This is a genomic window from Aurantiacibacter zhengii (assembly GCF_003584125.1).
Lineage (GTDB): Bacteria > Pseudomonadota > Alphaproteobacteria > Sphingomonadales > Sphingomonadaceae > Alteraurantiacibacter > Alteraurantiacibacter zhengii.
The window spans coordinates 388,656-413,496 of the sequence record NZ_QXFL01000001.1 but is presented as its reverse complement, the minus strand read 5'-3'; the positions used below and the strand labels follow the sequence as shown (position 1 = coordinate 413,496).

General features: G+C 62.3%; 18 protein-coding genes. 8 read left to right on the top strand and 10 right to left on the bottom strand.

The genetic code is table 11. The features are described 5' to 3' along the window. Window positions 1-149: 149 nt before the first annotated feature. On the top strand, window positions 150-1,277 hold the full coding sequence (dnaN, locus tag D2V07_RS02025) for a DNA polymerase III subunit beta (RefSeq protein WP_119584333.1): 1,128 nt from the start codon (window positions 150-152) through the stop codon (window positions 1,275-1,277). Between the two features lie 35 nt (window positions 1,278-1,312). On the opposite strand, the gene D2V07_RS02020 is transcribed toward dnaN, so the two are convergent. Continuing rightward, window positions 1,313-2,629 (bottom strand): FAD-dependent oxidoreductase, encoded by a 1,317-nt coding sequence (locus D2V07_RS02020; protein WP_119584842.1) that lies wholly within the window; start codon window positions 2,627-2,629, stop codon window positions 1,313-1,315. Window positions 2,630-2,787: 158 nt separating this feature from the next. Here D2V07_RS02020 and D2V07_RS02015 point away from each other — a divergent pair, with 158 nt between their 5' ends. The 3 genes from D2V07_RS02015 to lepA are packed head-to-tail and all read left to right on the top strand — an operon-like array spanning window position 2,788 to window position 9,700. Then, complete coding sequence (locus D2V07_RS02015; protein WP_233548199.1) at window positions 2,788-5,544, top strand: EAL domain-containing protein; 2,757 nt, start codon at window positions 2,788-2,790, stop codon at window positions 5,542-5,544. A gap of 45 nt (window positions 5,545-5,589) precedes the next feature. Continuing rightward, window positions 5,590-7,827, top strand: a complete 2,238-nt coding sequence (locus D2V07_RS02010) for an EAL domain-containing protein (RefSeq protein ID WP_233548198.1) — start codon at window positions 5,590-5,592, stop codon at window positions 7,825-7,827. A gap of 55 nt (window positions 7,828-7,882) precedes the next feature. Next, a complete protein-coding gene (gene lepA, locus D2V07_RS02005) occupies window positions 7,883-9,700 on the top strand; it encodes a translation elongation factor 4 (RefSeq protein WP_119584332.1) in 1,818 nt (605 codons plus the stop codon). 1 nt (window position 9,701) lies between these two features. Here the strand turns inward: lepA and D2V07_RS02000 are convergent, their stop codons facing one another. The 4 genes from D2V07_RS02000 to D2V07_RS01985 all read right to left on the bottom strand — a co-directional run bounded on the left by D2V07_RS02000 (window position 9,702) and on the right by D2V07_RS01985 (window position 13,645). Next, window positions 9,702-11,348, bottom strand: coding sequence for a tetratricopeptide repeat protein (locus D2V07_RS02000; RefSeq protein ID WP_147366883.1), 1,647 nt, complete (start codon window positions 11,346-11,348; stop codon window positions 9,702-9,704). Further along, window positions 11,341-12,432: a protein kinase domain-containing protein gene (locus D2V07_RS01995; RefSeq protein ID WP_119584330.1), complete on the bottom strand. Its 1,092-nt coding sequence runs from the start codon at window positions 12,430-12,432 to the stop codon at window positions 11,341-11,343. Before D2V07_RS01995 ends, D2V07_RS02000 begins: the two co-directional genes overlap by 8 nt. Before the next feature lie 163 nt (window positions 12,433-12,595). Continuing rightward, complete coding sequence (locus D2V07_RS01990; protein WP_119584329.1) at window positions 12,596-13,411, bottom strand: hypothetical protein; 816 nt, start codon at window positions 13,409-13,411, stop codon at window positions 12,596-12,598. Between the two features lie 60 nt (window positions 13,412-13,471). Then, entirely contained in the window at window positions 13,472-13,645 is a 174-nt protein-coding gene (locus tag D2V07_RS01985; RefSeq protein ID WP_119584328.1) for a Flp family type IVb pilin, read from the bottom strand. Between the two features lie 338 nt (window positions 13,646-13,983). Between D2V07_RS01985 and D2V07_RS01980 the strand changes: the two genes are divergently transcribed. Next, complete coding sequence (locus D2V07_RS01980) at window positions 13,984-16,938, top strand: TonB-dependent receptor plug domain-containing protein (RefSeq protein WP_119584327.1); 2,955 nt, start codon at window positions 13,984-13,986, stop codon at window positions 16,936-16,938. Window positions 16,939-17,050: 112 nt separating this feature from the next. Here the strand turns inward: D2V07_RS01980 and D2V07_RS01975 are convergent, their stop codons facing one another. The 4 genes from D2V07_RS01975 to D2V07_RS01960 all read right to left on the bottom strand — a co-directional run bounded on the left by D2V07_RS01975 (window position 17,051) and on the right by D2V07_RS01960 (window position 20,942). Then, window positions 17,051-17,983, bottom strand: a complete 933-nt coding sequence (locus D2V07_RS01975) for a class I SAM-dependent methyltransferase (protein WP_119584326.1) — start codon at window positions 17,981-17,983, stop codon at window positions 17,051-17,053. Next, window positions 17,965-19,692, bottom strand: coding sequence for a 2OG-Fe(II) oxygenase family protein (locus D2V07_RS01970; RefSeq protein WP_119584325.1), 1,728 nt, complete (start codon window positions 19,690-19,692; stop codon window positions 17,965-17,967). Before D2V07_RS01970 ends, D2V07_RS01975 begins: the two co-directional genes overlap by 19 nt. Continuing rightward, window positions 19,674-20,411: a 2OG-Fe(II) oxygenase gene (locus tag D2V07_RS01965; protein WP_119584324.1), complete on the bottom strand. Its 738-nt coding sequence runs from the start codon at window positions 20,409-20,411 to the stop codon at window positions 19,674-19,676. The genes D2V07_RS01970 and D2V07_RS01965 overlap by 19 nt, the downstream gene beginning before the upstream one ends. A 219-nt stretch (window positions 20,412-20,630) precedes the next feature. Then, a complete protein-coding gene (locus tag D2V07_RS01960) occupies window positions 20,631-20,942 on the bottom strand; it encodes a UrcA family protein (protein ID WP_119584323.1) in 312 nt (103 codons plus the stop codon). Between the two features lie 334 nt (window positions 20,943-21,276). Between D2V07_RS01960 and D2V07_RS01955 the strand changes: the two genes are divergently transcribed. Next, on the top strand, window positions 21,277-22,071 hold the full coding sequence (locus D2V07_RS01955) for an outer membrane protein assembly factor BamD (protein WP_119584322.1): 795 nt from the start codon (window positions 21,277-21,279) through the stop codon (window positions 22,069-22,071). Window positions 22,072-22,083: 12 nt separating this feature from the next. Here D2V07_RS01955 and D2V07_RS01950 read toward each other — a convergent pair whose 3' ends face one another. Then, window positions 22,084-22,419, bottom strand: a complete 336-nt coding sequence (locus D2V07_RS01950; protein WP_119584321.1) for a PilZ domain-containing protein — start codon at window positions 22,417-22,419, stop codon at window positions 22,084-22,086. Between the two features lie 145 nt (window positions 22,420-22,564). On the opposite strand from D2V07_RS01950, the gene recN reads away from it, so the two are divergent. Both recN and D2V07_RS01940 read left to right on the top strand, forming a co-directional pair. Next, window positions 22,565-24,244 (top strand): DNA repair protein RecN, encoded by a 1,680-nt coding sequence (gene recN, locus D2V07_RS01945; RefSeq protein WP_119584320.1) that lies wholly within the window; start codon window positions 22,565-22,567, stop codon window positions 24,242-24,244. 56 nt (window positions 24,245-24,300) lie between these two features. Beyond that, window positions 24,301-24,807 carry a hypothetical protein gene (locus D2V07_RS01940; protein WP_119584319.1) on the top strand — a complete coding sequence of 169 codons (507 nt, stop codon included), beginning with the start codon at window positions 24,301-24,303 and terminating at the stop codon, window positions 24,805-24,807. The last annotated feature ends 34 nt before the right edge of the window (window positions 24,808-24,841 follow it).

Below are 24,841 nucleotides of genomic sequence, written 5' to 3'. Positions count from 1 at the left end.
TTTTCCCCAAGGAATCCGCCATGGCGCCCGCGAATCCTTGCCCGAGCCTATGCCTGCGCTAAGGATGAACGAGCAATTTTACCGGCGCAGCCATGCGAATCCGGGCTTGTCCCGGCCACGCAGCGTCAGAGTTTGAGGAAAGATCTGCGATGAAGGCCACCATCGAACGCGCGAAGCTGCTGCGTTGTCTCTCTCACGTGCAGTCCGTGGTGGAGCGGCGGAACACCATCCCCATCCTCTCGAACGTTCTGATCGAGGCGGACGAGGGCGGCCATGTGAAGGTTATGGCGACCGACCTCGACTTGCAGGTGATCGAGAGCCTGGAAGCAAACAGCGTTTCCAGCGGGGGCGCGATTACCGTTTCGGCGCACCTGCTGTTCGATATTGCGCGCAAGCTGCCCGATGGCAGCGAAGTCTCGCTCGAAACCGCGGAAAACCGCATGACGGTGAAGGCCGGGCGCAGCCGTTTCTCGCTGCCAACCCTGCCGCGCGACGATTTTCCGGTGATCGTGGAAGGCGACCTGCCGACCAGTTTCGAAATGCCGGCAGCCACGCTGGCCGAACTGATCGACCGCACGCGCTTCGCTATCTCCACCGAGGAGACGCGGTACTATCTCAACGGCATTTTCTTCCACGTCGCGGACGAGGATGGTGGCGTCCTCAAGGCTGCGGCTACCGATGGCCACCGCCTGGCGCGCTATACCCTGTCGCGTCCTGCCGGTGCCGAAGGCATGCCCGACGTCATCGTGCCGCGAAAGGCCGTGGGCGAACTGCGCAAGCTGCTGGAGGAGGCCATGGAGGGTAACGTCCAGGTCGATCTCAGCCCGTCGAAGATCCGCTTTACCCTGGGCGGGGAGGGCGGGGTCGTCCTCACCAGCAAGCTGATCGACGGCACGTTCCCGGACTATTCCCGCGTCATTCCAACGGGTAACGACAAGCTGCTGAAAGTCGATCCCAAGTCGCTTTTCGCTGGCGTCGACCGCGTGGCCACCATCGCGACAGAGAAGACCCGCGCAGTGAAAATGGGGCTGGAGGGCGACAAGGTCACTCTCAGCGTCACCAGCCCGGACAACGGCAATGCGACCGAGGAAGTTCCCGGCCAGTATGGCTCCGACGTCATGGAAATCGGCTTCAACGCCGGTTACCTGAAGGACATCCTCCACCAGATCGACAGCGACACCGTGGAAATGCACTTCGCCGATGCCGGAGCCCCGACGCTGATCCGCAAGGACGAAGGCAGCCCCGCGCTATATGTGCTGATGCCGATGCGAGTGTAGTTTAGGGGGTGGCGCTTGGCGCGGCGCCGGCTTGTCTAGTCGGCCGCCCTTATCATCGCATCAATATCGATAAACTTCTCGCGCGGGGATCCCTCGCGGGCGGCCTTGGCTTCGGCCTCTTCGATCTTCTTCCAGTCGCGGAATGTAACCACGTCGAGGCCCTTCTCGGCGGCGAAAGCGTCGAACCCCTCACGCCCCCTCTTCTCCCCGCGCCCCAGGGTGCCGGCGGCAATGTCTTCGGCGATGTGATCGACAATGCCAAAGCCGTCAGGCTTGTTGGTACCGATCGTGCCTGACGGGCCGCGTCTGGCCCATCCCACGCAATAGAGGCCGGGAAGTATGCGGCCATCGTCGTTGGCGAACCGGCCCTGACGCTCGTCGAACGGAACGCCCGGAATGGGCGCCGTGCGATAGCCGATACAACTGACGACAAGGTCGGCGGGAATGCGTTCGATCTCGCCTGTCCCGACGGCGCGGCCCTTTACCAGTTCGGTGCGCTCCACTTCTATGGCTTCGACCTTGCCATCACCCAGGAAGGCGCGGGGCTGGGCGAAAAAGGCGAACTCCACGGCAATGCGCTTTTCCGCGCGGATATGCTCGGGCGTGGCGGCGAATTCGCGCAGCACGGCGACGGACTTGCGCAGGCCGGGTTCCAGGATGGCATCCTCCGCTTCTGCGGGCAGGTCGCCCCGGTCGACGTGCGCCGCCGCGTGCTCGAGGCTGGCCAGTTCGCCCAGTTCCTTTGGCGTCATCATTATCTGGTGAGCGCCGCGCCTGCCCAGCAGGATCACCCGCTCTATGGTGCTGGCGCCCAGCGCCTCCAAAGCGTGGCCCACAATGTCGGACCCGTCGAACTCGCCGTCCTTCTTCGAGAGCATGCGCGCCACATCCAGCGCCACGTTGCCCATGCCGATCACGACGGCGGTGCTGCCGGAAAGATCGGGGTCGAGGCCGGCGAACTGCGGGTGTCCATTGTACCAACCGACAAACGCCGCGCTGCCGAAGCAGTTGTCCAGATATTCACCGGGGATGCCAAGATCGCGATCCTGCGGGGCACCTGTCGCGAGCACGACGGCGTCGTACAGTTCCTGCAACTGCGCGACGGAAATGTCCGAACCGACGGCGACATTGCCCACGAAGCGAACGTTTTGCGTCAGCGCGGTCTTCTCGTAACGGCGCGAGACGCCTTTTATGGACTGGTGATCGGGCGCAACGCCGCTGCGGATCAGTCCGTAGGGAACCGGCAACCGGTCGAAGATGTCGACTTTGACATCGTCGCCGAACCGTTTCTGCGCGGCTTCCGCCGTATAGTAACCCGCTGGGCCGGAACCTATTATCGCAATATGCCGCATTTCGCGGTTCTCCCGAACGAACAGAGTGTGTGATCCGAAACTTAGCGAATTAACCGCATCCGGCAATGCAGCTCTACGGCTCATGCCCGGTGAAACTGCTGCCTGTACGGTTGTTGCCATTAACCGTTCTTCAAAGGGCTTTCTGGCATGCGACTGAAATGGACCGTTCCGCCGGCAACGCCTTAAAGAGGATCAAGCGCACCGCTGCCACCGAGCGCCAGCGTGGCGGAAGTCCTGTGCGCCTCGAGATGGTCCCCCAGAAAACGGCAGAGGACCTGGTCAACGAACAGCCTGCTATGGCCACGGAAAATGACCGTCGCAGCAAGGACAGGCGTAAGCGGGGCCGCGGCACGCCAAGCCTGCCGCCTCAGCATGTGCTGTCGGCGCGGCAGTTGTTCCCGCGTACCATGCCGTTCCTGCCGCTGACGATCTTCCTGTGCGCGGCCAGTTGCACCTTCGTCGCCACCGCGCCGATCCCGTTGGCGTCGGCACTGGCCTTTGTCGCCTCGATCGTCATCCTGCTCCTGGGGCGCTTCGTTTACGACGCGGTGATTGCCCGGGAAATGGCGTCCCAGATTGCCGGTCTCTTCGCCGCGGCTTTTCTGCCTCTGCTGCTGGTCGGGATCGGTTTGACCGTGTGGGGTGCGGAACGAACCCTGCCGGGCATCTACATCGGATCCAGCGCCGCGGCGATCTTCGCCATTTCCGCGATTTACATGCGGCGGCATCCGATGACGATCGCCGGTGCGCAAATCGCGCTTTATGGCCCGATGTTCTTCAACAACAGCATCGAGCACGGCCTGTTCGGCCTCGTACTGGCTATCACGCTGGGCCTGATCCTCAGCCGCCAGGAAATGGTCGACCAGGCCCAACTGGAAGAAAACCGTGCGGCGCAGGAGAGGATCAACACCCGCGCACAGGATATCCTCACCGATTACGAGCAGACGGGGCAGGGCTGGTTCTGGGAAACCGACCGCCGATCGCTGCTGACTTACGTTTCCCCGCCGGTCGCGGAAGCGCTTCGCTTGAAACCGCACAAGCTGATCGGGCAACCGCTTACCCGCCTCTTCGACCTCGCCGATACGGGCGAGGAGGGTGAGCGGACGCTGATGTTCCATCTGTCCGCCAGGTCCGCCTTTTCAGAGCTTTCGGTGCGCGCGGCGATTGTGGACGAGGAACGCTGGTGGTCGGTTTCCGGCAGGCCGCTGTACGATCATTTCGACAACTTCATCGGCTTCCGTGGATCGGGCACGGACCTGACCGAGCGCAAGCGCAGCCAGGAAAACGCCACCCGGCTGGCTCGTTACGACTCGCTCACCGGCCTCGCCAACCGCTTCACCATGAGCCAGTCGTTGGAAAAGATCCTGTCGGCACCGCAGGCTTCCAACCGCAGCTGCTCGGTCTTCCTGCTCGATCTGGATCGGTTCAAGCAGGTCAACGACACCATGGGGCATCCTGCCGGTGACGTGTTGCTGAAACAGGTATCGACCCGTCTGCAGCGTACCGTGGGCAAGATGGGGCAGGTCGGTCGCCTGGGGGGCGATGAATTCAAGGTCATCGTTCCCGGGCGCGTGGAGCGCGACAAACTGGCCGAGCTGGGCCGCGAAATCATCAATTCGCTGTCGCAGCCCTACACCATCGAGGGACAGCGCGTGGTAATCGGCGCATCCGTCGGCATCGCCATCGCGCCCGACGATGGCGAGAGCAGCGACGATATCATCCGTAACGCCGATCTCGCCCTTTACGCGGCGAAGGATGGCGGACGTGGCCGCTATCATTTCTACTCCGAAGATCTGCATGCGGACGCCGAGGCGCGCTCGCAGATGGAGGAAGACCTGCGCGACGCCCTGGCCAAGGGCCAGCTCGAGATGTTCTACCAGCCGGTGGTATCCACCAGCACGGAGAACATCACCGGGTTCGAGGCCCTGATGCGCTGGCATCATCCGGTGAAAGGCTGGATCTCGCCGCACCGGTTCATCGAGTCGGCTGAAGATACCGGCATGATCCAGCAACTGGGGGAATGGGCACTGCGCCAGGCGTGCGAGCAACTGGCCGAGTGGCCGGGTGAAATCCGCATGGCCGTGAATGTCTCGCCGCTGCAATTTGCCAATCCGCAGCTGCCCAGCATCGTCGCCAACGCAATCGCCAGCGCCGGTATCAAGCCTTCACAGCTCGAACTGGAAATAACCGAGACGGTATTCCTGCAGGACAGCGCCGCGACCGATGCCATGTTTGCCGCCCTCAAGAACCTTGGCGTGCGCCTTGCTCTCGACGATTTCGGAACCGGCTATTCGTCGCTCGGCTACCTGAAAAAAGCTCCTTTCGACAAGATCAAGATCGACAAGAGCTTCGTGCGCGGCATTACCGAGGCAGGCAGCCGCAATGCCGCCATTATCGCGTCGATCACCAGCCTTGCGCATTCGCTGGGCATGGAAACCACCGCCGAAGGCGTGGAGACCATGGACGAACTCGATCTGGTGCGCGTGCACGGATGCAGCCACGTGCAGGGCTTCATCTACGAACGGCCGCTGGATGCCCAGCAGGCGAGCGAGCGGCTTGCCTCGGGGCTTGCTGCCGTGGCTCGTGGACCGCGTTGCAGCCGGGCACCGCGCCAGACGATGCTGCGCAAGGTTGTGCTGGATCACAACGGGCATCTCTACAACGGCACCATCCGCAACATCTCGACCACGGGCGCGATGATCGAAGGTCTCTGGAGCGTGCCGGTTGGGACTCTGTTCAAGGTGCAGCTGTCGCAATCCTATGCGGTAACCTGCACCACCCGCTGGAGTGAGGACGATCGCATGGGCGTGGAATTCGCCAACGCTCTGGAACGTGATCCGTCAGGGCGCATCGCGGCAATCCAGGCGGCGGCGCCTGCGCCGATCAGGAAGATTGTAATAGGGGAGTCTGTCTGAATCTGCATCGAGTAGAGCACTGTCGGACAAACGAAAAGGTAACGCATGGGTGTACGAGGCATTTGGAAAGGGTTTGGCGGCAACGAAGCCGAACCCGTCCGCGTGCCCGACGCAGAAGCCGCGGCATCCCGCACTGCAATGGTCAGCAAGGGCGAGCGGCTTGAGATATTCGACAGTTTCGAGAACAGCGACCTTGCCTGGTTCTGGGCTACCGACGCGCAGGGAAGGGTGCGCTATTTATCTCAGAAGGCGATGGACCAGTTCGATCCGTGCCGCCCCGTAATTGGTGAACCGCTGGCGAACCTTCTCCAGACCGCCCGCGAGGACGATGACCAGAGCGAAGCCAAGCCGATTTCCTACCTGTTGAGCGCCCATTCCAGCTTCACGGAACTTGTGGTGTGCCTGAAAAAGGAAGCAAGCAGCGGCAATTGCCACAAGTGGTGGCAACTTACCGGCCGGCCGCAATTCGACGATCGCAACGATTTTACCGGTTATCGGGGCATCGTGAAGGATATCACCGCATCGTACGAGGAGAAGCGCAAGACCAGCCGCATGGCCGAATTCGATGCGTTGACGGGCCTCTCCAATCGTCACCGCATGGCCCAACGACTGACGACAGCGCTCATCGCCTACAAGATCGAGAAGCGCAGCTGCGCGCTCATTATGCTCGATCTGGACAGGTTCAAGCAGGTTAACGATACACTCGGCCACCCCGCAGGCGACGAGTTGCTGCGACAGGTTTCTCAACGGCTACAGCGAGTGGCCCCCGCGGGTGCTGAAATCGGCAGGCTTGGCGGTGACGAGTTTCAGCTGATCGTCCCGGATCTGGATGATCGCGGCAAACTGGGCGATGCAGCGAACCGCATGATCCAGATGATCTCGCAGCCCTATTCCATCGAGGGCAGTCGCGCCATCATCGGCACCTCGGTGGGTATCGCGGTTGCGCCATACGACGGGGTGGAGTCCGCCGAATTGGTCAAGGCCGCAGACCTGGCGCTTTACGCGGCCAAGGGCGGTGGGCGCGGGCAGTTCCGTTTCTATTCCAACGATTTGAAGGAAACGGCAGAAGACCGCCGCGAGATCGAGGAAGAGCTTCGCGATGCGATGGCGCGTGAACAGCTTGCGATGCACTACCAGCCGCAGGTCGATGCAAGAAATCACATGGTGCGCGGTTTCGAGGCACTGCTGCGCTGGAATCACCCGGAACACGGGCCGATCTCTCCAACAATATTCATTCCCGTAGCAGAGGACTCCGGCCTGATAGACGGGCTGGGTGCGTGGGCCTTGCAGCAGGCCTGCCGCGATGCTGCCGAATGGCCCGGCAACTTCCCGGTTTCCGTGAACGTATCGGCGCGCCAGTTTCTGGCTGAAGACCTTCCCGATATCGTCGACAGGGCCTTGCGCGATTCGGGCCTTCCTCCCTCACGGCTGGAACTGGAAATAACCGAGAGCGTCTTCATGGGCGATATCGGCAACGCGGCGATCATGTTCGAAAAGCTCGCCAAGCTTGGCGTAAAGCTGGCGCTCGACGATTTCGGCACCGGCTATTCCTCGCTGTCCTATTTGCGCAAGGCGCCCTTCAACAAACTGAAGATCGATCAGAGCTTCGTGCGCGGTTGCGCGCAGGACGGCGACAAGGGCAACGCCATCATCCATGCGATTGCCGATCTGGCCAAGGCGATGGACATGGTCACCACCGCCGAAGGCGTGGAAGCCATGGACGAACTGGAGACCATCGCCAGGCTGGAAGTGGACTATGTTCAGGGGTTCATCTTCTCGCGCGCGGTGCCGCAGTCCGAAGTGCTGGAGAAGCTGGCCTCCGGTGAATTGCGCTACGAGCCATCCGGGCCTGCGAAGTTCCGGTCGGAGCGGCGCACGCTGTTCCGCCGTATCGGTGTCGTGCACGAGGATCATCACTACGTCGCCATGCTGCGCGACCTGTCTCGCACCGGTGCGCGCATAGAGGGGCTGCTGGACGTACCCATCGGCACCGAACTGGTGCTTGACCTTGGCGAGGGACAGATAGTGGTGGGCAAGGTTCGCCGATCGCAGGACGCGACCCAGGGAATCGAATTCGAGACAGCCCTGGTTTCGGACGGGGCAGGGGGGCTGTGCACGCGCCACCGTGTCTCGCCCTACATGCTCGCCGCCATTGGTGCGCCGCTGCAGGCCCTGCGCGGGGGAAATCACCTGGCAGCCGTGGCTGGCGGAAGAAGCACGCCGGGCACGCGGCCACGCTTCATGCAAGTGGATGTGGGCGGCGGGGCGTCGCGGGCGGGATAGTGAACCCCCGCATATTCCGGCTGACAGTCTTGCAGTGCAAGGCTAAAGGCGCGGCATGACCGAACTGTCGCATATCCGAAATTTCTCGATCATCGCCCATATCGACCATGGCAAGTCCACGCTGGCGGATCGCCTGATCCAGCATTGCGGCGGCCTGACCGAGCGCGAGATGAGCGAGCAAGTCCTTGATAACATGGACATCGAGCGCGAGCGCGGCATCACCATCAAGGCCCAGACCGTGCGCCTCAGCTACACCGCGAAGGATGGCGAGACCTACGAGCTCAACCTGATGGACACGCCGGGCCACGTCGACTTCGCCTACGAAGTGTCGCGCTCGCTGGCGGCCTGCGAGGGCGCGCTGCTGGTGGTGGACGCGGCGCAGGGCGTGGAAGCGCAGACGCTCGCCAACGTCTACCAGTCGATCGAGCATGACCACGAGATCGTGCCCGTCATCAACAAGATCGACCTGCCCGCCGCCGAACCCGACAAGGTAAAGGCCGAGATCGAGGATATCATCGGCCTCGACGCCAGCGACGCGGTGCTGACCAGCGCCAAGTCCGGCATCGGGATCGAGGACGTGCTGGAAGCCCTCGTCAAGCGCATCCCCGCCCCCACGGGCGACCGCGACGCGCCGCTGAAGGCCATGCTGGTCGACTCATGGTACGACCCCTACCTCGGCGTCGTCATCCTGGTGCGCGTGATGGACGGCGTCATCAAGAAGGGCCTCGAGGTCAAGTTCATGCAAGGGGGCACCCAGCACCTGATCGACCGCGTCGGCTGCTTCAAGCCCAAGCGCACCGACCTGCCGGAGATCGGGCCGGGCGAAATCGGCTTCATCACCGCGCAGATCAAGGAAGTCGAACAGGCCCGCGTGGGTGACACCATCACCACGGTGAAGAACGGCTCTCCCACCGCGCTGAAGGGCTACAAGGAAGTGCAGCCGGTGGTGTTCTGCGGCCTGTTCCCGGTGGACGCGGCGGATTTCGAGAAGCTTCGCGATTCCATCGGCAAGCTGCGCCTCAACGATGCCTCCTTCTCCTACGAGATGGAATCGAGCGCCGCGCTGGGCTTCGGCTTCCGCGCCGGCTTCCTTGGCCTGCTGCACCTGGAAATCATCCAGGAACGCCTCAGCCGCGAATACGACCTCGACCTCATCACCACCGCGCCCAGCGTGGTCTACCGCGTGCACCTGGGCCACACGAAGAACGAGGACGCCAAGGTCATCGACATTCACAACCCCGCCGACTGGCCGGACGTGAACCGCATCGACATGATCGAGGAACCGTGGATCAAGGCGGTGATCTACACGCCCGACGAATACCTCGGCTCCATCCTCAAGCTGTGCCAGGACCGGCGCGGCATCCAGACCGACCTGACCTACGTCGGCGGGCGCGCGCAGGTGAGCTACGAATTGCCGCTGAACGAAGTGGTGTTCGACTTCTACGACCGCCTGAAAAGCATCAGCCGCGGCTATGCCAGCTTCGATTACGAGCAGATCGGCCTTCGCGAAGGCGACCTGGTGAAGATGAACATCATGGTGAATAACGAGCCGGTCGACGCGCTATCGCTGATCGTCCACCGCTCCGTTGCCGAGGAACGCGGCCGCGGCATGTGCGAGCGGCTGAAAGACCTGATCCCGCGCCACCTGTTCAAGATCCCGATCCAGGCCGCCATCGGCGGCAAGATCATCGCCCGCGAAACCATCGCCGCCCTGCGCAAGGACGTGACCGCCAAATGCTACGGCGGCGACATTACGCGCAAGAAGAAGCTGCTGGAAAAACAGAAGAAGGGGAAGGCCCGGATGCGCGAGTATGGCAATGTGAGCATCCCGCAGGAGGCGTTTATCGCGGCGCTGCGGATGGGGGAGGAGTAGCCTAGAGGTTGAGTTGCGCATCCTGCATTAATTCAGGATCATCTAAATTTTGACTTATTGTCTTTGTTACAAGGTCCTCACCTCTAGCGTCGGGGGCAGATTCGGGTAATTTAACCTCGGCCGCTTTTCGCTTTATCGCGCCCCAAGTGTTTGTGAGATGATGTCGATCTTGTAAGCGCCCCTTTTTAATCGCTAAATCGATCCGGTCCGAAATCCCTTTTATGCATTCTTGCGATATTAATCCATTAACCATCTCACATCGTAGCCAGAACATTGCAGAGTTCACGATAAGGTCATTGGATCTATGTTGACGAGCAGTCTTTGCGGCCGCCTCGTAAGCTTCCCGACCTGTCAAAAAGTCACCGCGCGCAAATGCATAGAAACCCTCTGCAGCTTGAACAAATGCTCGTGAAGCCCCTTGTGGTGTTTCGCGTCTCAACTTGATCAAGACATCATGAGCAGCGTTCAATTCGCCAGCCTCGACTAACAGCAAGAGAGCAGCATTCAGTACATGCCAACTCTCGTTGAATATCTTAGCGGCCCTTCGAGCAAAGCTTATCGAACGCTGATCGGGGCCGGTATGAACTGCGAGCAAGTTTAAATATCGAATGATCGCGTCTTGACTGAAGGGCTGATCCTCCACCCAAAGTTCTGCGAACCCAGCCGCGGCTTGAAAATCATTTGCTGCAAGCGCCAGCTTTAGTTTAGCTTCGTATGCTTCGGACGAAGGTTTGCTTTCCGGAAAGCGGTCCAAAAATTCTCTGGAGCTATGGTTGCTAAGCCATATTGCTTGCGCAAAGCCGTTTTCTGTACTCTTGGGAAGCGCTTGGCGAACCAGCTTAAAGATCTTTCGCTCAGTGACCCCATGCGCCTTTTCCAAAGTTGCAATAGCCATTGCTAACTCAGTAGAGTCGCGCGTTACCGAACCATCCTTCAACTGGTGAACTAACTTCCGGTTGTGAAACCGGCTCGTTGTTTGCAATGCGTTAGATGTCGCAACTTCCGCGCTTTGGATCCAAGGGTCGAATCTTATTCGGTCTGACCTTCGAAGAATACCTAGGCCGGTCTTCAGATCTGAAATTATATGGTAGAATTTTAACGTCGAACGAAGAATTACGCGATTTTCAGGGGCAAGGGAGCGGGCGATGTCGAGTTGCTCTTCCGCTTTCTCGAAATGGCCGCATATCGTATAAAGTCGGGCAAGTTCTAAATACGCGAGCGCGTCCCTCGGGTATTCAGAGATACGTCGTTTTTGGACTGCGATGGTTTTCCAAACGTAGTTTTTGTCGGTTTCCCTATACGCTATTGACCTCCTGAGTTCTAAGGTGTCATTCGCGGGCTCATGAGCAGACTCGATAGCAAATCGAAGTCGTGGCGGTATTTCATCCGCATGCTTTTCAAAGATTGAGTTAGCTAATCGCAGGAGATTGCTATCACCGGTGATTAGATAGGTGTCGAAGATATCTGATGCGGCTTCCAGCGAACCTTCTTGGCACCAGATCGATATCTGATCTGTGAAATCCTCAGTTCGATGCAAAGGTGCTACGTCTTTGAAGCGACCCAATGAAGCTAGGTCTCGCTTTTCGATGGCGACAATTGGCCGCCATCGCGGGATCACATTTCGATCTTGCTCCTCTTGATCAAGCACGCGAAGTCACAATCACCTTCGTCCTAAGCAGGTCCATTTTGGAAATAATGCGTTGGAGACCATATTTCGAGAGGGTAACGTTAGAATCTTTGAGGTCCCCTCTGAGGCAATAATCGGGTTCACACAGATGCATTATCACCGTTCTCACATCATCCAGAGCAAACCTAAACTTATCTAGCCATTCCTCTGGCAGGTCATCGTAAAATTCGGTGAGGACCGTGTCTTGGGCGGAACGCCAATAAGGTAATACCCCTTCATAGCTATCATACCATCCCCCACCCGGAATTGCCGGACGAAAGCAGGGGTCCAATCTCGAGATGACCTCAGGAGTAAGCTGCCGTTTCGTAATCAGGAAATGCATGATGCTTCCGAGATTGTAGAGATCGCCGGCTTTCGATTTTACGTACCTGTCGAGGTCCAAAGATGTGTTCTGATTGTGGTAGAGTTGTTCTGGAGGGGCAAAACGGCGATCGCCCGCGCACAGTAGTCGATCATGCGAGACTGGAAATTCTGGCGAAGAAGCGCGACCAAGGTCGGCGACTTTTTCAGTCTCCTCAAATATGAGTGTGTTCCCGGGCTTCAAATCGTTGTGATAAACATCAATCCCGTGGATTTGGGCCATTGCCACAGCAATGTTATGTATCGCGGAAATTACCCAGATAAGATCGTTGCCCTCTTTGACTTTGACGATCTTCCGCAAATCACTTTTTGCAAGTTCGAATATGATGTAAAAAACATATTCGCGCGTCCCTTGGTATTCCAAAGAAGCTGTTCCGGAATCGAGGGCGGTTACTACCTTATCAAGCCTATTGCCCCTACAACGATCAAGTATGGTTCGCTCGAACTCGTGCCCACTTGCCATCTCGCGAAGGGCTTTGATCGGGTCATCTTTGTCGAACGCCATGCTAAGGTCAGAGGCCTTCATGAAGCCTTCGAGTCCGTCTTCGCGTATCACCCTGTAGCCGACTGAAAACTGCCCGGGAGTCCAGTCCGCTTCCATCTTTAGTCTCTCAACGACCGTCCACTTTTGACCACTTCGGTCGCCGTGCAGCTCTATCCCATCGAGTTCTTTTGCAATGCCCATGATTTTGTTTCGTATGAATTGGGACGAGCATCAAGGATTCTTAATCTCTTTTGCACGACTTATGGCAGCCTCGCTCGGGGGTGCTCTTACCCCCTCCGGCCACAAGTCCCACCGCCCTTGCGCCTTCAAGAACCCTCGGTGCACCCGGATCTGACCGGGCCGCTCACGCTCCGCCATCGGCGTGCTCCTCCGGGTCGATGATCTCCCAGCCGTCGTCTGGTTCATCCCGCGCGGGGCGGTCCAGCCAGGCCTGCATTTCGGGGGAGGGCGTGGCGCGGGCGGTCCATTCGGCTTCGTCCTCGTCCACGCCATCGGGAGCGGGGGCGGGGGTGTTGTCCCACCAGAACGGCTGGTCCGCGTCGCGGCGGGCGGCTTCCTCGTAGGCTTCCTTCAGGCGGCGGGTTTCGGGGCTCAGCAGCGTGTCCTTGCGGGTGCGCATCGCGTCGATCTTCGCGTTGAGGGAGGCGAGCACCTCGGCCTTCTCGCGCTTGCCGGTGGCGAGGCGTTCGCGCTCCCATTCCTTGCGCCATTCCTTCTTCATCTGCGCCAGGCGGTGCTTGTCGAGCGCGTTCATGCCCTTCGCGCCATCGGCGGCAAAGCGCCTGGGGGCGCGGTTCCTCAGCATGAACATCAGCAGCCTGTCATTATAGACCGTGCGGGTGCCCACCAGCTTGCCATAGGAATAGACGGGCACTTCCACGCCGTTCAGCGCGCGCTCCATCGCCACGTCCTCGATCCGCTGCATGCCGATATCCAGCGCGGCCTCCCACGCCTTGCGGAACTCCTGCGCCTGCGGGTGGCGGCGCAGCAGGTAGGCGCCTTCGGGCGCGCGGTTCACGCGGCGCGCGGCGGCGGCGACGCTGCCGGTTTCGGCCAGCGCCTCTATGAAGGCGCGCTGGACTTCGGGCTTCCAGCCGTTGGAACGGTCCATCTTGCGCGGGACGGGGGTGAAGGCGGGCAGGGTCGTCTTGTTGGCCATGCGCGCGCCTGTGCGGGGCTCGCGCGGCTGTAGGAAAGCCCCGGGTCAGTCCAGTGCGAGCTAGTCCTGCGCGGCGGCGTACTGTTCCTCGATGTGGCCGTACATGGCGAACACCTCGGCACGCAGTTCCTGGAACGCGCCGACAAGGGCCATCGCGATCAGCGAGATGATAAGGCCGTATTCGATCCCGGTCGCGCCGGTCTCGTCCGTGCAAAGGGCCTTGGGCAAGGTCATGGTTCAGTCTCCGATACGTAACGCGGCGGTCCCCACTGCCACGCCTGCAGGATGGGCATGCGGGGTTAGCGCGGGCCTGCGGAACGGGGTTGCCGAACGTCGTTACCTGCGGGTTAATACCGTTCAGCCGCCGGTGCCCAGAATTGTCTCATAAATGTCACACGAAAAGCTATCGTGTGAAACCTGTTCACAGGGTGATTGTATGGCGCGGCGCAATCGTGTTTGAGGCGAGATCAGGAAGGAAGAAATCGGACAACTGCGACCGATCCGGCAGCAAATCCGGGCAGTCGAGGTGGTTTGCCTTCCACTGAATTCTCCCTCTTACCAGGAGCAATCGAATGACTACCATTAACAAGAAGGCCTCGCTGCTTGCGGGCACCGTGATCTTCGGATCGCTGCTCGCGACCCCGGCGTTCGCCCAGGAAGACCCGACCCTGCAGTCGGCTGCGGCCGAGCAGGACACGATCATCGTTACCGGCTCGCGCATTCAGCGCCGCGACACCGATACGGCCGCTCCGGTTGCCGTCGTGGACAGCGAAGAATTCCAGCTGAGCGGCGCGGTCAACGTCGAAAACGTTGTCAACACGCTGCCGCAGGTTGTTCCGGGTATCACGTCTTTCTCGAACAACCCCGGTAACGGCACCGCCTCGCTGAACCTGCGTGGCCTTGGCGCGAACCGCACCATGCTGCTGGTCAACGGCCGCCGCTGGATGTTCTACGATACCAACCAGGTTACCGACCTCAACACGATCCCGCAGTTCCTGCTGGAATCCGTCGACGTCGTGACCGGCGGTGCTTCGGCCGTGTACGGTTCGGACGCTCTTGCCGGCGTCGTGAACTTCCGCCTGAAGGAACTCGACGGTGTGGAACTTGGCGGTCAGTACGCCATCACCGACCGCGGCGATGGTGACCGCTGGCAGGTCCACGCTGCCGTTGGTTCCGATTTCGCCGACGGCCGCGGCAACGTCACCGTTTTCGGTGAATACTACAACCGCGAATCGATCTTCCAGGGCGAGCGCGAGTTCTCCGAGTTCAACCTCGGCGGCGATCCGCTGGTCCAGGGCGGTTCGTCCTTCGTTCCGGAAAGCCGCCTTGCCTACCAGGGCAACGCACCGACCGCCGCACGTGCGGGTACGGCGTTCGGAGCAAATGCTGCCGGTACGCTGGGCAACGGCTTCTTCGGTTCGCCGGGCGATATCCGCCGCTACGACGGTGCCACGGACTTCTACAACTTTGCTCCGGTGAACTACCTGCAGCTTCCGCAGGAACGTTACCTGCTTGGCGGTTACGGCAGCTTCGAAGTTGTCCCGGCGCTCGAGATCTACGGCGAAGTGACCTACGTCAACAACCGCGTGGACTCCGAACTGGCTCCGACGCCGGTGCAGCTGAACAACGTTGCCCTGCCGTACGAAGACCTGCTGGCCGCCGGTTTCATCAACCAGGCCACGCGTGACCAGTTTGCCCAGCTCGACGCTGCGGAAACCGGCGCACAGGCGAACGACGATACCGTCCTCGTCCAGTTCAACCGTCGTCTGCTCGAAGGTGGCAACCGCGCCAACCTCGACGAGCGCAACGCTTTCCGCGTTCTGGGCGGCCTGCGCGGCGACATCACCGATTACCTGCAGTACGATGCGTACTACATGTATTCGCGTACGCGTAACGCCAACATCCAGCAGGGTAACGCATCGCTTTCGCGCCTGCGTGCCGGCCTCGAGGGCACTGGTGACATCCTCATCAACCCCTACGGCCTGAACACGCTGACCCCGGAGATGGCCGATTCGTTCATCATCCAGGCACAGAACGGCGATATCTCCGACCTGCAGGTGGCCTCGGCCGCCATCTCCGGTACCTTTGGCGACTTCGCCCTGGGTGTCGCAGAGCCGGTCGGCTTCGCATTCGGTGGTGAATACCGTGAAGTGAACTCGCGCTTCATCCCTGACGAGTTCCTCGCTTCGGGTGACGTCGCTGGCTTCAACGCCGGTGAACCGACCGAAGGCGGTTACAACGTGAACGAGGTCTTCGCCGAGCTCAACATTCCGTTCGAAACCGAAAGCGGCATGCGCTTCGACCTGTCCGGTGCGGCCCGTTACTCCGACTACTCGCTCGAAGCGGTAGGCGGCGTGTGGACCTACGCTGGCGGTATCGAGTTCTCGCCGATCCCCGACATCACCTTCCGTGGTCAGTACCAGCGTGCGGTGCGTGCACCGAACGTCGGCGAACTGTTCCAGGGTTCGGCTGTCGGCTTCCCCGGCGTGGCTGACCCCTGCGCGGGTAACGGTACACCGGCTGGTGGCCCGACCCCGACTGGTGCTCTGCTGGCGTTCTGTCAGGAAGCTGGCGTTCCGCTTGGCAACATCGGTATCGTTCCCGGCAGCGGCAACGGTCTGAACCCGGTCATCCAGCCGGATCCGCAGATCCAGGGCCTGTTCGGCGGTAACCCGAACCTGTTCGAAGAAACGTCTGACAGCTATACCTTCGGTATCGTTCTGCAGCCGACCTTCGTTCCGGGTCTGACGATCACTGCCGACTATTTCGACATCACGATCGACGATGCGATCATCACCGTGCCTCCGCAGACGGCTATCGACCTCTGCTTCACCGAGGTTCAGGATTTCACTGATCCGCGGTGTGCCGGCTTCGTCAACACCCGTGATGCGAACGGTGCCTTCACTCGTGACAACCCGCCGCAGTTCGGCGTCGCGAACGTTGCCCGTCTCGAAACCAGCGGTATCGACCTTCAGATCAGCTACGGCATGGATCTCGGTTTCTCGCTGCTTGGCAACGGTGGTTCGGACCTGAACTTCTCGTTCCTGGGCACCTGGACCGAATCCAACGCACTGGCACCTGACCAGAGCGATCCCAGCAATGTGATCGAGTGCGCCGGTGAATTCGGCCTCGAGTGCGGTGAACCGCAGGCTGCGTTCAAGTGGACGGCCCGTACCAGCTATGTCGACGGTCCGCTGACCTTCTCGACCCGCTGGCGTCACCTTGCAGCCGTCAACGACGACGATCCGACCTTCGACTACCTCGTGGAGCGGATCGCGGCTTACGATCTCATCGACCTTACCCTGTCGTATGATTTCAACGAGACGCTGACGCTGACCGTGGGTGTGAACAACCTGTTCGACACCCTGCCGACCTCGCCGGTGTTCGATGCCAACGGCGTCGTGACCAACGACACGAACACCCTTCTCCTGGGTGACCGTAACAACGGTGAGCAGGCCAACACCTATCCGTCGACCTACGACGTGCTGGGTCGCGACTTCTTCGCTTCGTTCCTGGTTCGCTTCTAAGCGTCCACCGAGCGAATATTCGCCAGACAAAGGGGCGGGGGGTCTTCGGACCTCCCGCCCTTTTGTTATCTGGTGATGATGAGAACGCCCGCGCTTTATCCGGCGGCGGGGTTCAGGCCTTGCGGAAGGTCCGGAAGTCGGCAAACGGCGCAGCCGATATGCCGTCCAGCAACTGGCGATCTTCGACCAGTTCCAGTCCTGCGTCAGCCATGGCCGTAATGATCGGCGCGCCATCCCCAGCGGCTGTGGCCGCAGCTTCGAGCGAGGCGATGCGCCCCAGTTCGTTCTCGGCCTGCGCCTCTATCTCTGTCAGGATTGCCTTCACGTTCGCAGGGCTGTCCTGCCGCCCGTGATGCAGGGTCTGGCGGATAGCTTCGGCGATCTCCCACGCGGCCGAGGCAGGGCCGTGCAGGGCAGCGCCTTTCTCCGGTGCCTCGATCACTTGCCGGGGCAGGGCGGCGATCCCCGCGCTGCGCAGGCCCAGGCTGCCACGCGCCGCTTTCAGCAGTTGCTGATCCTCCAAGGCCCACGCGATCTGCGCACGCCGCTTTCGGTTGTGGGCGACGATGGGACCATCCAGCCGGTGCGTCATCAACGCGGCCATGCCCCCCGGTTTCAGCACGCGCGCAACCTCCACGGCGGCGCTCGGCAGGTCCCCGTATTCGAAGGCGAACTGGCTGGTGACGGCGGCGAAACGCCCGTCCGGCAGCGGCAGGTCTTCCATCATGACCCCGCCGCGCACCTTTGCGCCGCGCGGCGGATCGGGGAGGGCGCCCGCCCGGTCTATGCCGAGCAGCTTCAGGTCTCGTCTCGCCCTAAGGAGATGGGCCATCACGTGCCCGTCGCCGGTGCCAAGATCCAGGATACGCGCACCCTTGGGCAAAGTTCGCGCGAAGTCTTTCCACACGCGTTCCCGCTGGCGTTCGATGCGGTTCCAGCTCTCCGGCATGCCGCGCCCCGCGTCGGTGCGCGCAGCCTTGGTGCCCTTACGGCGCTCCCGTTCCCAGAACGTATCCCACGCCTGGTTTATATCCCCGTTGCCCATCCTCCATTCATCGCAGGCTGAACGTCGAATGCAACCGTCATCCGGCGGCTTTGGCTGAAGGGAACGGTGCCATGGTAAAGCGTGCTGGGGAACAGCGCGAGGTGCCCTTCGCGCGGGCGCAGGGTGTAAAGCGGGTCGAGGTCGAGACCGAGATCGGGGGGCGGGCGGTCCAGCTCCAGCCAGCCCGCTTTCGTGTCGTCCGCATCGTTCATCGGCGGCAGGACAAGATAGAGGGCGGAAGAAAGAATACCCTGCGGGTGGACATGCGGCGCGTGATAGTCCCCCCCGCCCGAAAGGCGCACCGACCACGATCCCTTGATCGCCCAGGGGTTATCGCGATGCCGCAGCAGAGGATGGCTCTCGTCTGCCGGTGGCAGTCCCTCGCGATAGCGTTCCAGCGTCGCCTCTATCGCCTGGCCCAAGGCGATGATGGCGGGCTCTGTCCGGTCGAACAGGCGTCCGCGCGTCTGCGTGCCGCCGCGCAGCGACTGGCCGAGCGGGAAGGGGCTGTTCTCGTGGATTTGCTCCAGGACGGCGATGGCCGGGGGCAGGACCTTGTCCGCATCCTCCAGCTCCATCAGCCGCACCAGCCCTTCCTGGCCGTGCAGCCAGTGCGCGCGTTCGTTCCCGGTCAGGCGCCAGACGAAATCGCGACCGGCCCAGGCGGAAATGCTGCCCGGATTGTGCGCGATCGCCTTTGCCAGCGCTTCTTCCGCGCGATCAAGCTCGCCCTGGCGCAGGGCATGGCGCCCCTCGTGCACCCAGCGTTCCTCGGTATCGTCGGAAAGCGACGCGAACAGCGCCTCTGCCGCTGCATTCTCCCCCGCGGCCCCGGCGTAGAATGCCTCCACCAGCGCAAGCCGCGCGGCATCGGGAAACGTGCGGCGGGCCTGCCGGATCACTTCCAATGCCTTGCCCGGTTCGCCCAGTCCGTAATACTGGTGCGCCCACTCGGTGAAGATGGCCGTATCGCCCGGTGCTTTTTTCGCCGCCTCGCCGTAGTGAGAGGCGAAGTCAGGCTCGGCTGCCGCCAGCCGCAACTGCGCCAGGAATTTCAGCGCAGCCTGCCAGCGCGGAATACGGTCGACCAGCATCTGCGCCAGCTCGCGCGCCTCTTCCACGCGGCCTTCCGCATCGAGCGCCTGGGCCTTGCCCAGCCATGCTTCCGGATCGCTCTGCAATACCGCCAGCGCCCGGTCGAACCGCGCCGCTGCGCCCGTCTCGCCGCGTTCCAGCGCCACGGCGGCGCGCCCGTGCAGCGCCTTGGGCCGTGCAGGTTCGATGGCCAGCGCCTTGTCGTAATACTCGGCTGAAAGCGCCATCTTGCCTGCGCCCCGCGCCGCGTTGCCGCGCGTGGACCAGTAATGCGCGTGCGACCGTGCCTGCCGCTCGATCTTCGCGAGCACGTCCAGCGCTTCCTCGTTGCGCCCCGCGGCGCTCAGCGCGATGGCGTGGTCGATGGCCCAGTCGAAATTGGCGGGCACCAACGCGCTCGCCTTGCCGAAATGCTCGGCCGCACCTGCCGGATCGCCCGATTGCAGACGCAGGCTGGCGGAATAGTGCCATAGCTGCCCGTCCTTCGGGTGCGCCGCAGTGCCCTGCGCGAGGGTCGCGAGTGCCGAGACACGGTCGCCCCGCTGCGCCGCCGCCATGGCCTGTGCGGCATAGTCCTGCGCGGAAAGGCCGATCATCACCGGTCGCGCAGCCATCCGCTGATGGCATAGCGCCCGCGCGGCGCGTAGGGCGGCACATAGGTTACCGCGTGCGCTTGGGGGACCTTGAACAGGTTCAGCGTGTTGAAGCGCGGCATGAAGCCGGTCTCGATATTGCCCTCGTCATCATAGAACACCAGGTAGCCGCCCCAGTCGGGATGCCAGTCATCGATGGTCAGGTTCAGCACATAGGCAATGCGCCATCCCTCGGCCACGTGGCTGTCGATGTGCCTGCCAAGGAAGTGGTTGGGGCCAAAGCAGCTGGCGTGGCCATCGGCCTTGGCCAGGTCCGCCATGCCGGTGATGTCGCGCATCAGGCCGAGGAAATCGGGCGCGTTCAGGTATTCCAGCAGCAATTCGTGTGGGCCGCCCGGGGCCCAGCCTTTCTGCAACCCCTCGACGAGAGAATAGCGGTGCGAACGGAAGGCGTAGTCGCCTGCTGCGGCGGCACGGTCCGTCGCCTTGACCAGTTCCACCACCTCTCGGCTGGTGTCCGGATCGCGCAGGTCGCGCCCGCGCCACGACCGCGGCTGCGCGTCGGCGCCCGCCTGGATGGCGACGCCCCATTCGGTGCCTGACACCATGATCTCGCGCAGTTCGCGGGCGGTTTCGTCCGTCAGGATGTTCTCCACCTGCAGGCGGGTGTCGGCGGCGAAACGCTGCGCCAGTCCGGCGCGGTCGAGATCGGGATTGAGTTCGAAAAGGGCCTTTGCCATGCCTGCAGGCTATAGGAATGCCTGCGGGATTAGGCCAGCCCCGGCACGCCGGATCCGGCCAAAAGAAGACCCGCCGGGCGGCCTCCCTGAAGAGCCGCAGCGGCGGGTCAGACCGATACCTGTTATCTGCGCCGGCTGGCTGTCGCCACCGGCAGGCCGTGTCCGCCGCGCATCTTACCCTGCGCTAGAGAGACGGCCCGGTACCGTTTGCGGGAAGTCTCAGCCGCGCTGCTGCGCTTCGGCGCGGAGGGCGATTTCCTGGTCGAAGTTCAAGATGGTCTCGCGATAGCAGCGGCGTGCTTCGGAACTGGGCAGTGCCGCGCCCGATGTGCGGCGATCGATGCCGCAGACTTCCTCCGCAGCACGGTGCAGGCGGCGTTCGAGAGCGGCCTGGCCCGCCTGGGTGGACAGATCGAGATCGCTGTAGCGCACTGCAACCGACTCGGCTTCGGCGGCGCTGACGGGGGCGGCCAGCACGGCGCTGGCAGCGAGAGCGGCGGCCAGGCCGGTCTTGATGGAAATGGTCTTCATGGTCTTCCTCCTCTTTCCTCTGTTGCTCCGGCCCGCTTTTCGTTGGGGGGATGGGCCGGAGCGGTGACTGTGATCTAGGCAAAGGAGCGGCGCACATCATGCAATGCTCGACCGGAACAGGGCTGGAATCGACGGAATTCCAACAGTCCCGACAACTGCGTGACTGCAACCGACGAACGTCGATTTCCTTGCACGTGCAACAATGCTTCGTGACGAGAGGGCGCTTCGCAAGCATCGCAAAGGCACGCCACGCGAAAGCGGGAAGGGAAGAGAAAGCGGCAAAGCCTTGCGCACTTCACTTGGCGTTCAGCGCGAGGCTAGTTATAGGCGAGCCATGACTGTGAAGCTTTCCATCCGTAGCGCGCTGCTGGGCGCCGCCTGTGCAACGATGCTGACCGGCTGCGGCGGCGGCCCGGATACGGGCGCGACCGACCTTGCCTATGTCGCACGCGACGTCGAATCGCTCTACACCGCGGCCCGTTCACGGCTTGAGCGCGGCGACCTGAAACTGGCCGCCGGCCTGTTCGACGAGGTGGAACGCCAGCACCCCTATTCGCCATGGGCCCGCCGGGCGCAGCTGATGAGCGCGTTTTCCTATTACGCGGCGCGCGATTATACCAAGGCCATCCAGTCGGCCTCACGCTTCCTGTCGATCCACCCCGGCAACCGCGATGCGCCCTATGCCTATTACCTGATCGCCATGAGCTATTACGAGCAGATCAGCGATATCGAGCGCGACCAGGCGATTACCGAACGCGCGTTGCAGGCCATGAACGAAATCGTCCGTCGTTTTCCCGAAAGCGCCTATGCCGACGATGCGCGCCTGAAGATCGACCTGCTGAACGATCACCTTGCGGGTAAGGAAATGGAAATCGGCCGGTTCTACCAGCGCACCGGCCAGTGGCTGGCCTCGCAGCTGCGTTTCCAGAACGTGGTGGAAGATTACCAGACCACCAGCCACACGCCCGAGGCGCTGTACCGCCTGACCGAGTCCAGCCTGGCGCTGGGCATTCCCGAAGAGGCGCAGCGGTATTCCGCGGTGCTGGGGGCCAACTATCCCGGCAACGAGTGGTATGAAAAGGCGTTCGAGCTGATGCAGGAGCACGCGCCCGCGCGCGTCGGCGGCTGATCGGCAGGCCTTTCAGGTGCCGTAGCGGCGGTCCATATCGCCCTGTTCGCGGCGATTGAGTTCCAGCAGGTCACGCATTTCCGGCAGGTGCAACGGGCAGCACAGGCGTACACCGGCCAGCCCGTCGTGCGCCCAGCGGATCGTGCCTTCGATTTCCAGATCGGTGCTGGTGACGATCGTGACACTGTCGCCCACCTCATAGGTGCTGCGTCCCAGGTTGCTGATACGCGCCCCCTGCTGCGACAGTTCGATCAGCAGTCCGGATGCGGCCTTGCGCCCGTCGCGCCGCAGCCTGACCGGCAGTCGGGTGGCGTAACGCCTGTATGCCCTGATCGTGAGCACGGACATCCGTGTCGCCCCTCCTGAATTGCCAAGACCCTGAAATTACCAAGCCAGTGTGACCGGAACTGGTTAAGAAAACGTCGCCGTCCACCCTTTTGGGGTGTCCCGGTCGTTGCGCTGATGCTGGCGTGGCCGTAAAGCCTGACGGCCTATGCTCACCGCGCTTTCTATCCGGAACATCGTGCTGATCGACGCGCTCGACCTGTCATTCGGGCCGGGGCTTGGCGTGCTGACGGGCGAAACCGGGGCGGGCAAGTCGATCCTGCTGGATGCGTTGGGCCTGGTGCTGGGCAACCGTGCCGACACCGCGCTGGTTCGCGCTGGAGAGGACCAGGCGAGCGTTACCGCGACATTCGAATTCGGCACGCTGCCGGCGCTCCTGCAAGATGCGCTGGAGGAAGCGGAAGTGGAGATCGAGCCGGGCGAACCGCTGATCATCCGCCGCCGCCTGAAGGCCGATGGCGGGTCCAAGGCCTTCGTCAACGACCAGCCCGTAGGCGTGGCCCTGCTGCGCACGCTGGCGGGCGCGCTGGTGGAACTGCACGGCCAGCACGACGACCGCGGGCTGGTAAACCCGCGCGGCCACCGCATGCTGCTGGATCGCTATGCCGATGCGGATGTGGCGGGCGTGGCTGCCGCATGGGAAGACTGGCGCAAGGCGCGCAGCAAGCTGGCTGCCGAGCGAGAAGCGATCGAACAGGCCAGGGCCGACCAGGACCTGTTGCTGGCGCACCTTTCCGAACTCACCAATATCGAACCGCAGGAGGGGGAGGAGGAGACGCTCGCCAATTCGCGCACCGACATGCAGAAGGGCGAAAAGCTGGCGGGCGACCTGGAAGACCTGCGCACGGTCTGGGACGGATCCGATTCCCCGCTCGCCGCCCTGCGCGTGGCAGCGCGCAAGCTGGACCGGATTGCGCCCGAACATCCCCTGCTGGCAGAGGCGCTGGCCGCGCTCGACCGCGCCGTGATCGAGGCGGGAGAGGCGGAAGAGAAATTGCAGGCGGCGGGCGAGGCCCTGCAGCACGACCCGCTGGAACTGGACCGTATCGAGCAGCGCCTGTTCGAACTGCGCGCACTGGCCCGCAAACACAATTGCCAGGTGGACGACCTGCCCGAGGTAATGCGCGGCCTGCGCGCCAAGCTGGACGCCATCGAACAGGGCGATGCCGACCTCGCCGACCTGGAAAAGGCGGAACGCACTGCGCACGAAGTCTATCGTGCGCGGGCAGAGGCGCTTCACGGCACGCGCGTGGGCGCTGCCATGCAACTGGACGAGGCCGTTGCCGCCGAGTTGGCGCCGCTCAAGCTCGATTCCGCCCGTTTCAAGACGGCAGTTGCCGAGCAGCCCGAGGAGAAGTGGAGCGCGCACGGCATGGACTCGGTCGAATTCCTGATCGCCACCAATCCGGGCGCGGACTTTGCCCCGCTGGGCAAGATCGCATCAGGCGGCGAACTTTCCCGCTTCATCCTGGCGCTGAAAGTGGCGCTGGCGGAGCAGGGCGGCGCGGCGACGGTGATCTTCGACGAGATCGACCGCGGCGTGGGCGGGGCGGTGGCATCTGCCATCGGCGAACGGCTAGCGCGGCTTGCCAATGGCAACAAGGGTGAGGGTGGGCAGTTGCTGGCCGTGACGCACTCACCCCAGGTCGCCGCGCGTGGGCGCACGCATTACATGATCGCCAAGTCGAACGAGGGCACGGTAACAAAGACCTCGGTCGCGCTGCTGGACGCTGAAGGGCGGCAGGAGGAAATCGCCCGCATGCTTTCCGGTGCGGAAGTCACCGACGAAGCGCGGGCCCAGGCAGACAGGTTGCTGGAGGGCGCTTAGTGCGCACAAGCGCGTTGAGGGCTTGAAAACACAGGCCAGTCGGCGGATGAGGCGTCATGCGTATCATTCCCCTTACCCTGTCGCTGCTCCTGCTCTCGGCCTGCGTGACCGAAGCGGGGGAGACCGTCGCCAACCCCGATCCGCTGCCCGCGCTTGCCTTGCAGCAGGATAATCCGCGCCTTGCCCTGCTGGAACACATGCTGGCCGGATATTTCGAATCCGATGTCATCAACCGGCCCACGGTCTGCGCCGCGTGGTATGGCGATGACGGTCAGCTTGGCGGGCCTTCCGCTGGGGAGGAGACCGCGCTGATCGCCCGTTTCCCGCAGCTTGCCCCCATGGCGCGGTGCACGAACACCGCGCAGGGCTGGCAGGATAGCGAAACCGGGGAAGCCGCGATGGTCTTCACGATCCACGAATTCGCCTGTGCCAGCGATACGAGTTGCAGCGCCTGGGGCGGCTATCGCTCGAACGGCGGAAATTCGATGAGCTACCTCTACAACGGCGAGTGGGATGGCGCGCGCTGGCAGTTCACCCGCGACATGAGGATCATTGCCGAGTGAGCGAGACCATTTCCGAAGCCGAAGCCGCGAACGA

What these genes read in the sequence shown, in the direction of transcription:
- D2V07_RS01950 (WP_119584321.1), bottom strand. Translation starts at nt 22,419, where the DNA reads ATGTCCGTGCTCACGATCAGGGCATACAGGCGTTACGCCACCCGACTG.
- D2V07_RS01990 (WP_119584329.1), bottom strand. Translation starts at nt 13,411, where the DNA reads ATGGCCAACAAGACGACCCTGCCCGCCTTCACCCCCGTCCCGCGCAAG.
- D2V07_RS01975 (WP_119584326.1), bottom strand. Translation starts at nt 17,983, where the DNA reads ATGGGCAACGGGGATATAAACCAGGCGTGGGATACGTTCTGGGAACGG.
- D2V07_RS01940 (WP_119584319.1), top strand. Translation starts at nt 24,301, where the DNA reads ATGCGTATCATTCCCCTTACCCTGTCGCTGCTCCTGCTCTCGGCCTGC.
- D2V07_RS01985 (WP_119584328.1), bottom strand. Translation starts at nt 13,645, where the DNA reads ATGACCTTGCCCAAGGCCCTTTGCACGGACGAGACCGGCGCGACCGGG.
- D2V07_RS02010 (WP_233548198.1), top strand. Translation starts at nt 5,590, where the DNA reads ATGGGTGTACGAGGCATTTGGAAAGGGTTTGGCGGCAACGAAGCCGAA.
- D2V07_RS01980 (WP_119584327.1), top strand. Translation starts at nt 13,984, where the DNA reads ATGACTACCATTAACAAGAAGGCCTCGCTGCTTGCGGGCACCGTGATC.
- D2V07_RS01970 (WP_119584325.1), bottom strand. Translation starts at nt 19,692, where the DNA reads ATGGCTGCGCGACCGGTGATGATCGGCCTTTCCGCGCAGGACTATGCC.
- recN (WP_119584320.1), top strand. Translation starts at nt 22,565, where the DNA reads ATGCTCACCGCGCTTTCTATCCGGAACATCGTGCTGATCGACGCGCTC.
- dnaN (WP_119584333.1), top strand. Translation starts at nt 150, where the DNA reads ATGAAGGCCACCATCGAACGCGCGAAGCTGCTGCGTTGTCTCTCTCAC.
- D2V07_RS01955 (WP_119584322.1), top strand. Translation starts at nt 21,277, where the DNA reads ATGACTGTGAAGCTTTCCATCCGTAGCGCGCTGCTGGGCGCCGCCTGT.
- D2V07_RS01960 (WP_119584323.1), bottom strand. Translation starts at nt 20,942, where the DNA reads ATGAAGACCATTTCCATCAAGACCGGCCTGGCCGCCGCTCTCGCTGCC.
- D2V07_RS02015 (WP_233548199.1), top strand. Translation starts at nt 2,788, where the DNA reads ATGGACCGTTCCGCCGGCAACGCCTTAAAGAGGATCAAGCGCACCGCT.
- D2V07_RS01995 (WP_119584330.1), bottom strand. Translation starts at nt 12,432, where the DNA reads ATGGGCATTGCAAAAGAACTCGATGGGATAGAGCTGCACGGCGACCGA.
- D2V07_RS02020 (WP_119584842.1), bottom strand. Translation starts at nt 2,629, where the DNA reads ATGCGGCATATTGCGATAATAGGTTCCGGCCCAGCGGGTTACTATACG.
- D2V07_RS01965 (WP_119584324.1), bottom strand. Translation starts at nt 20,411, where the DNA reads ATGGCAAAGGCCCTTTTCGAACTCAATCCCGATCTCGACCGCGCCGGA.
- lepA (WP_119584332.1), top strand. Translation starts at nt 7,883, where the DNA reads ATGACCGAACTGTCGCATATCCGAAATTTCTCGATCATCGCCCATATC.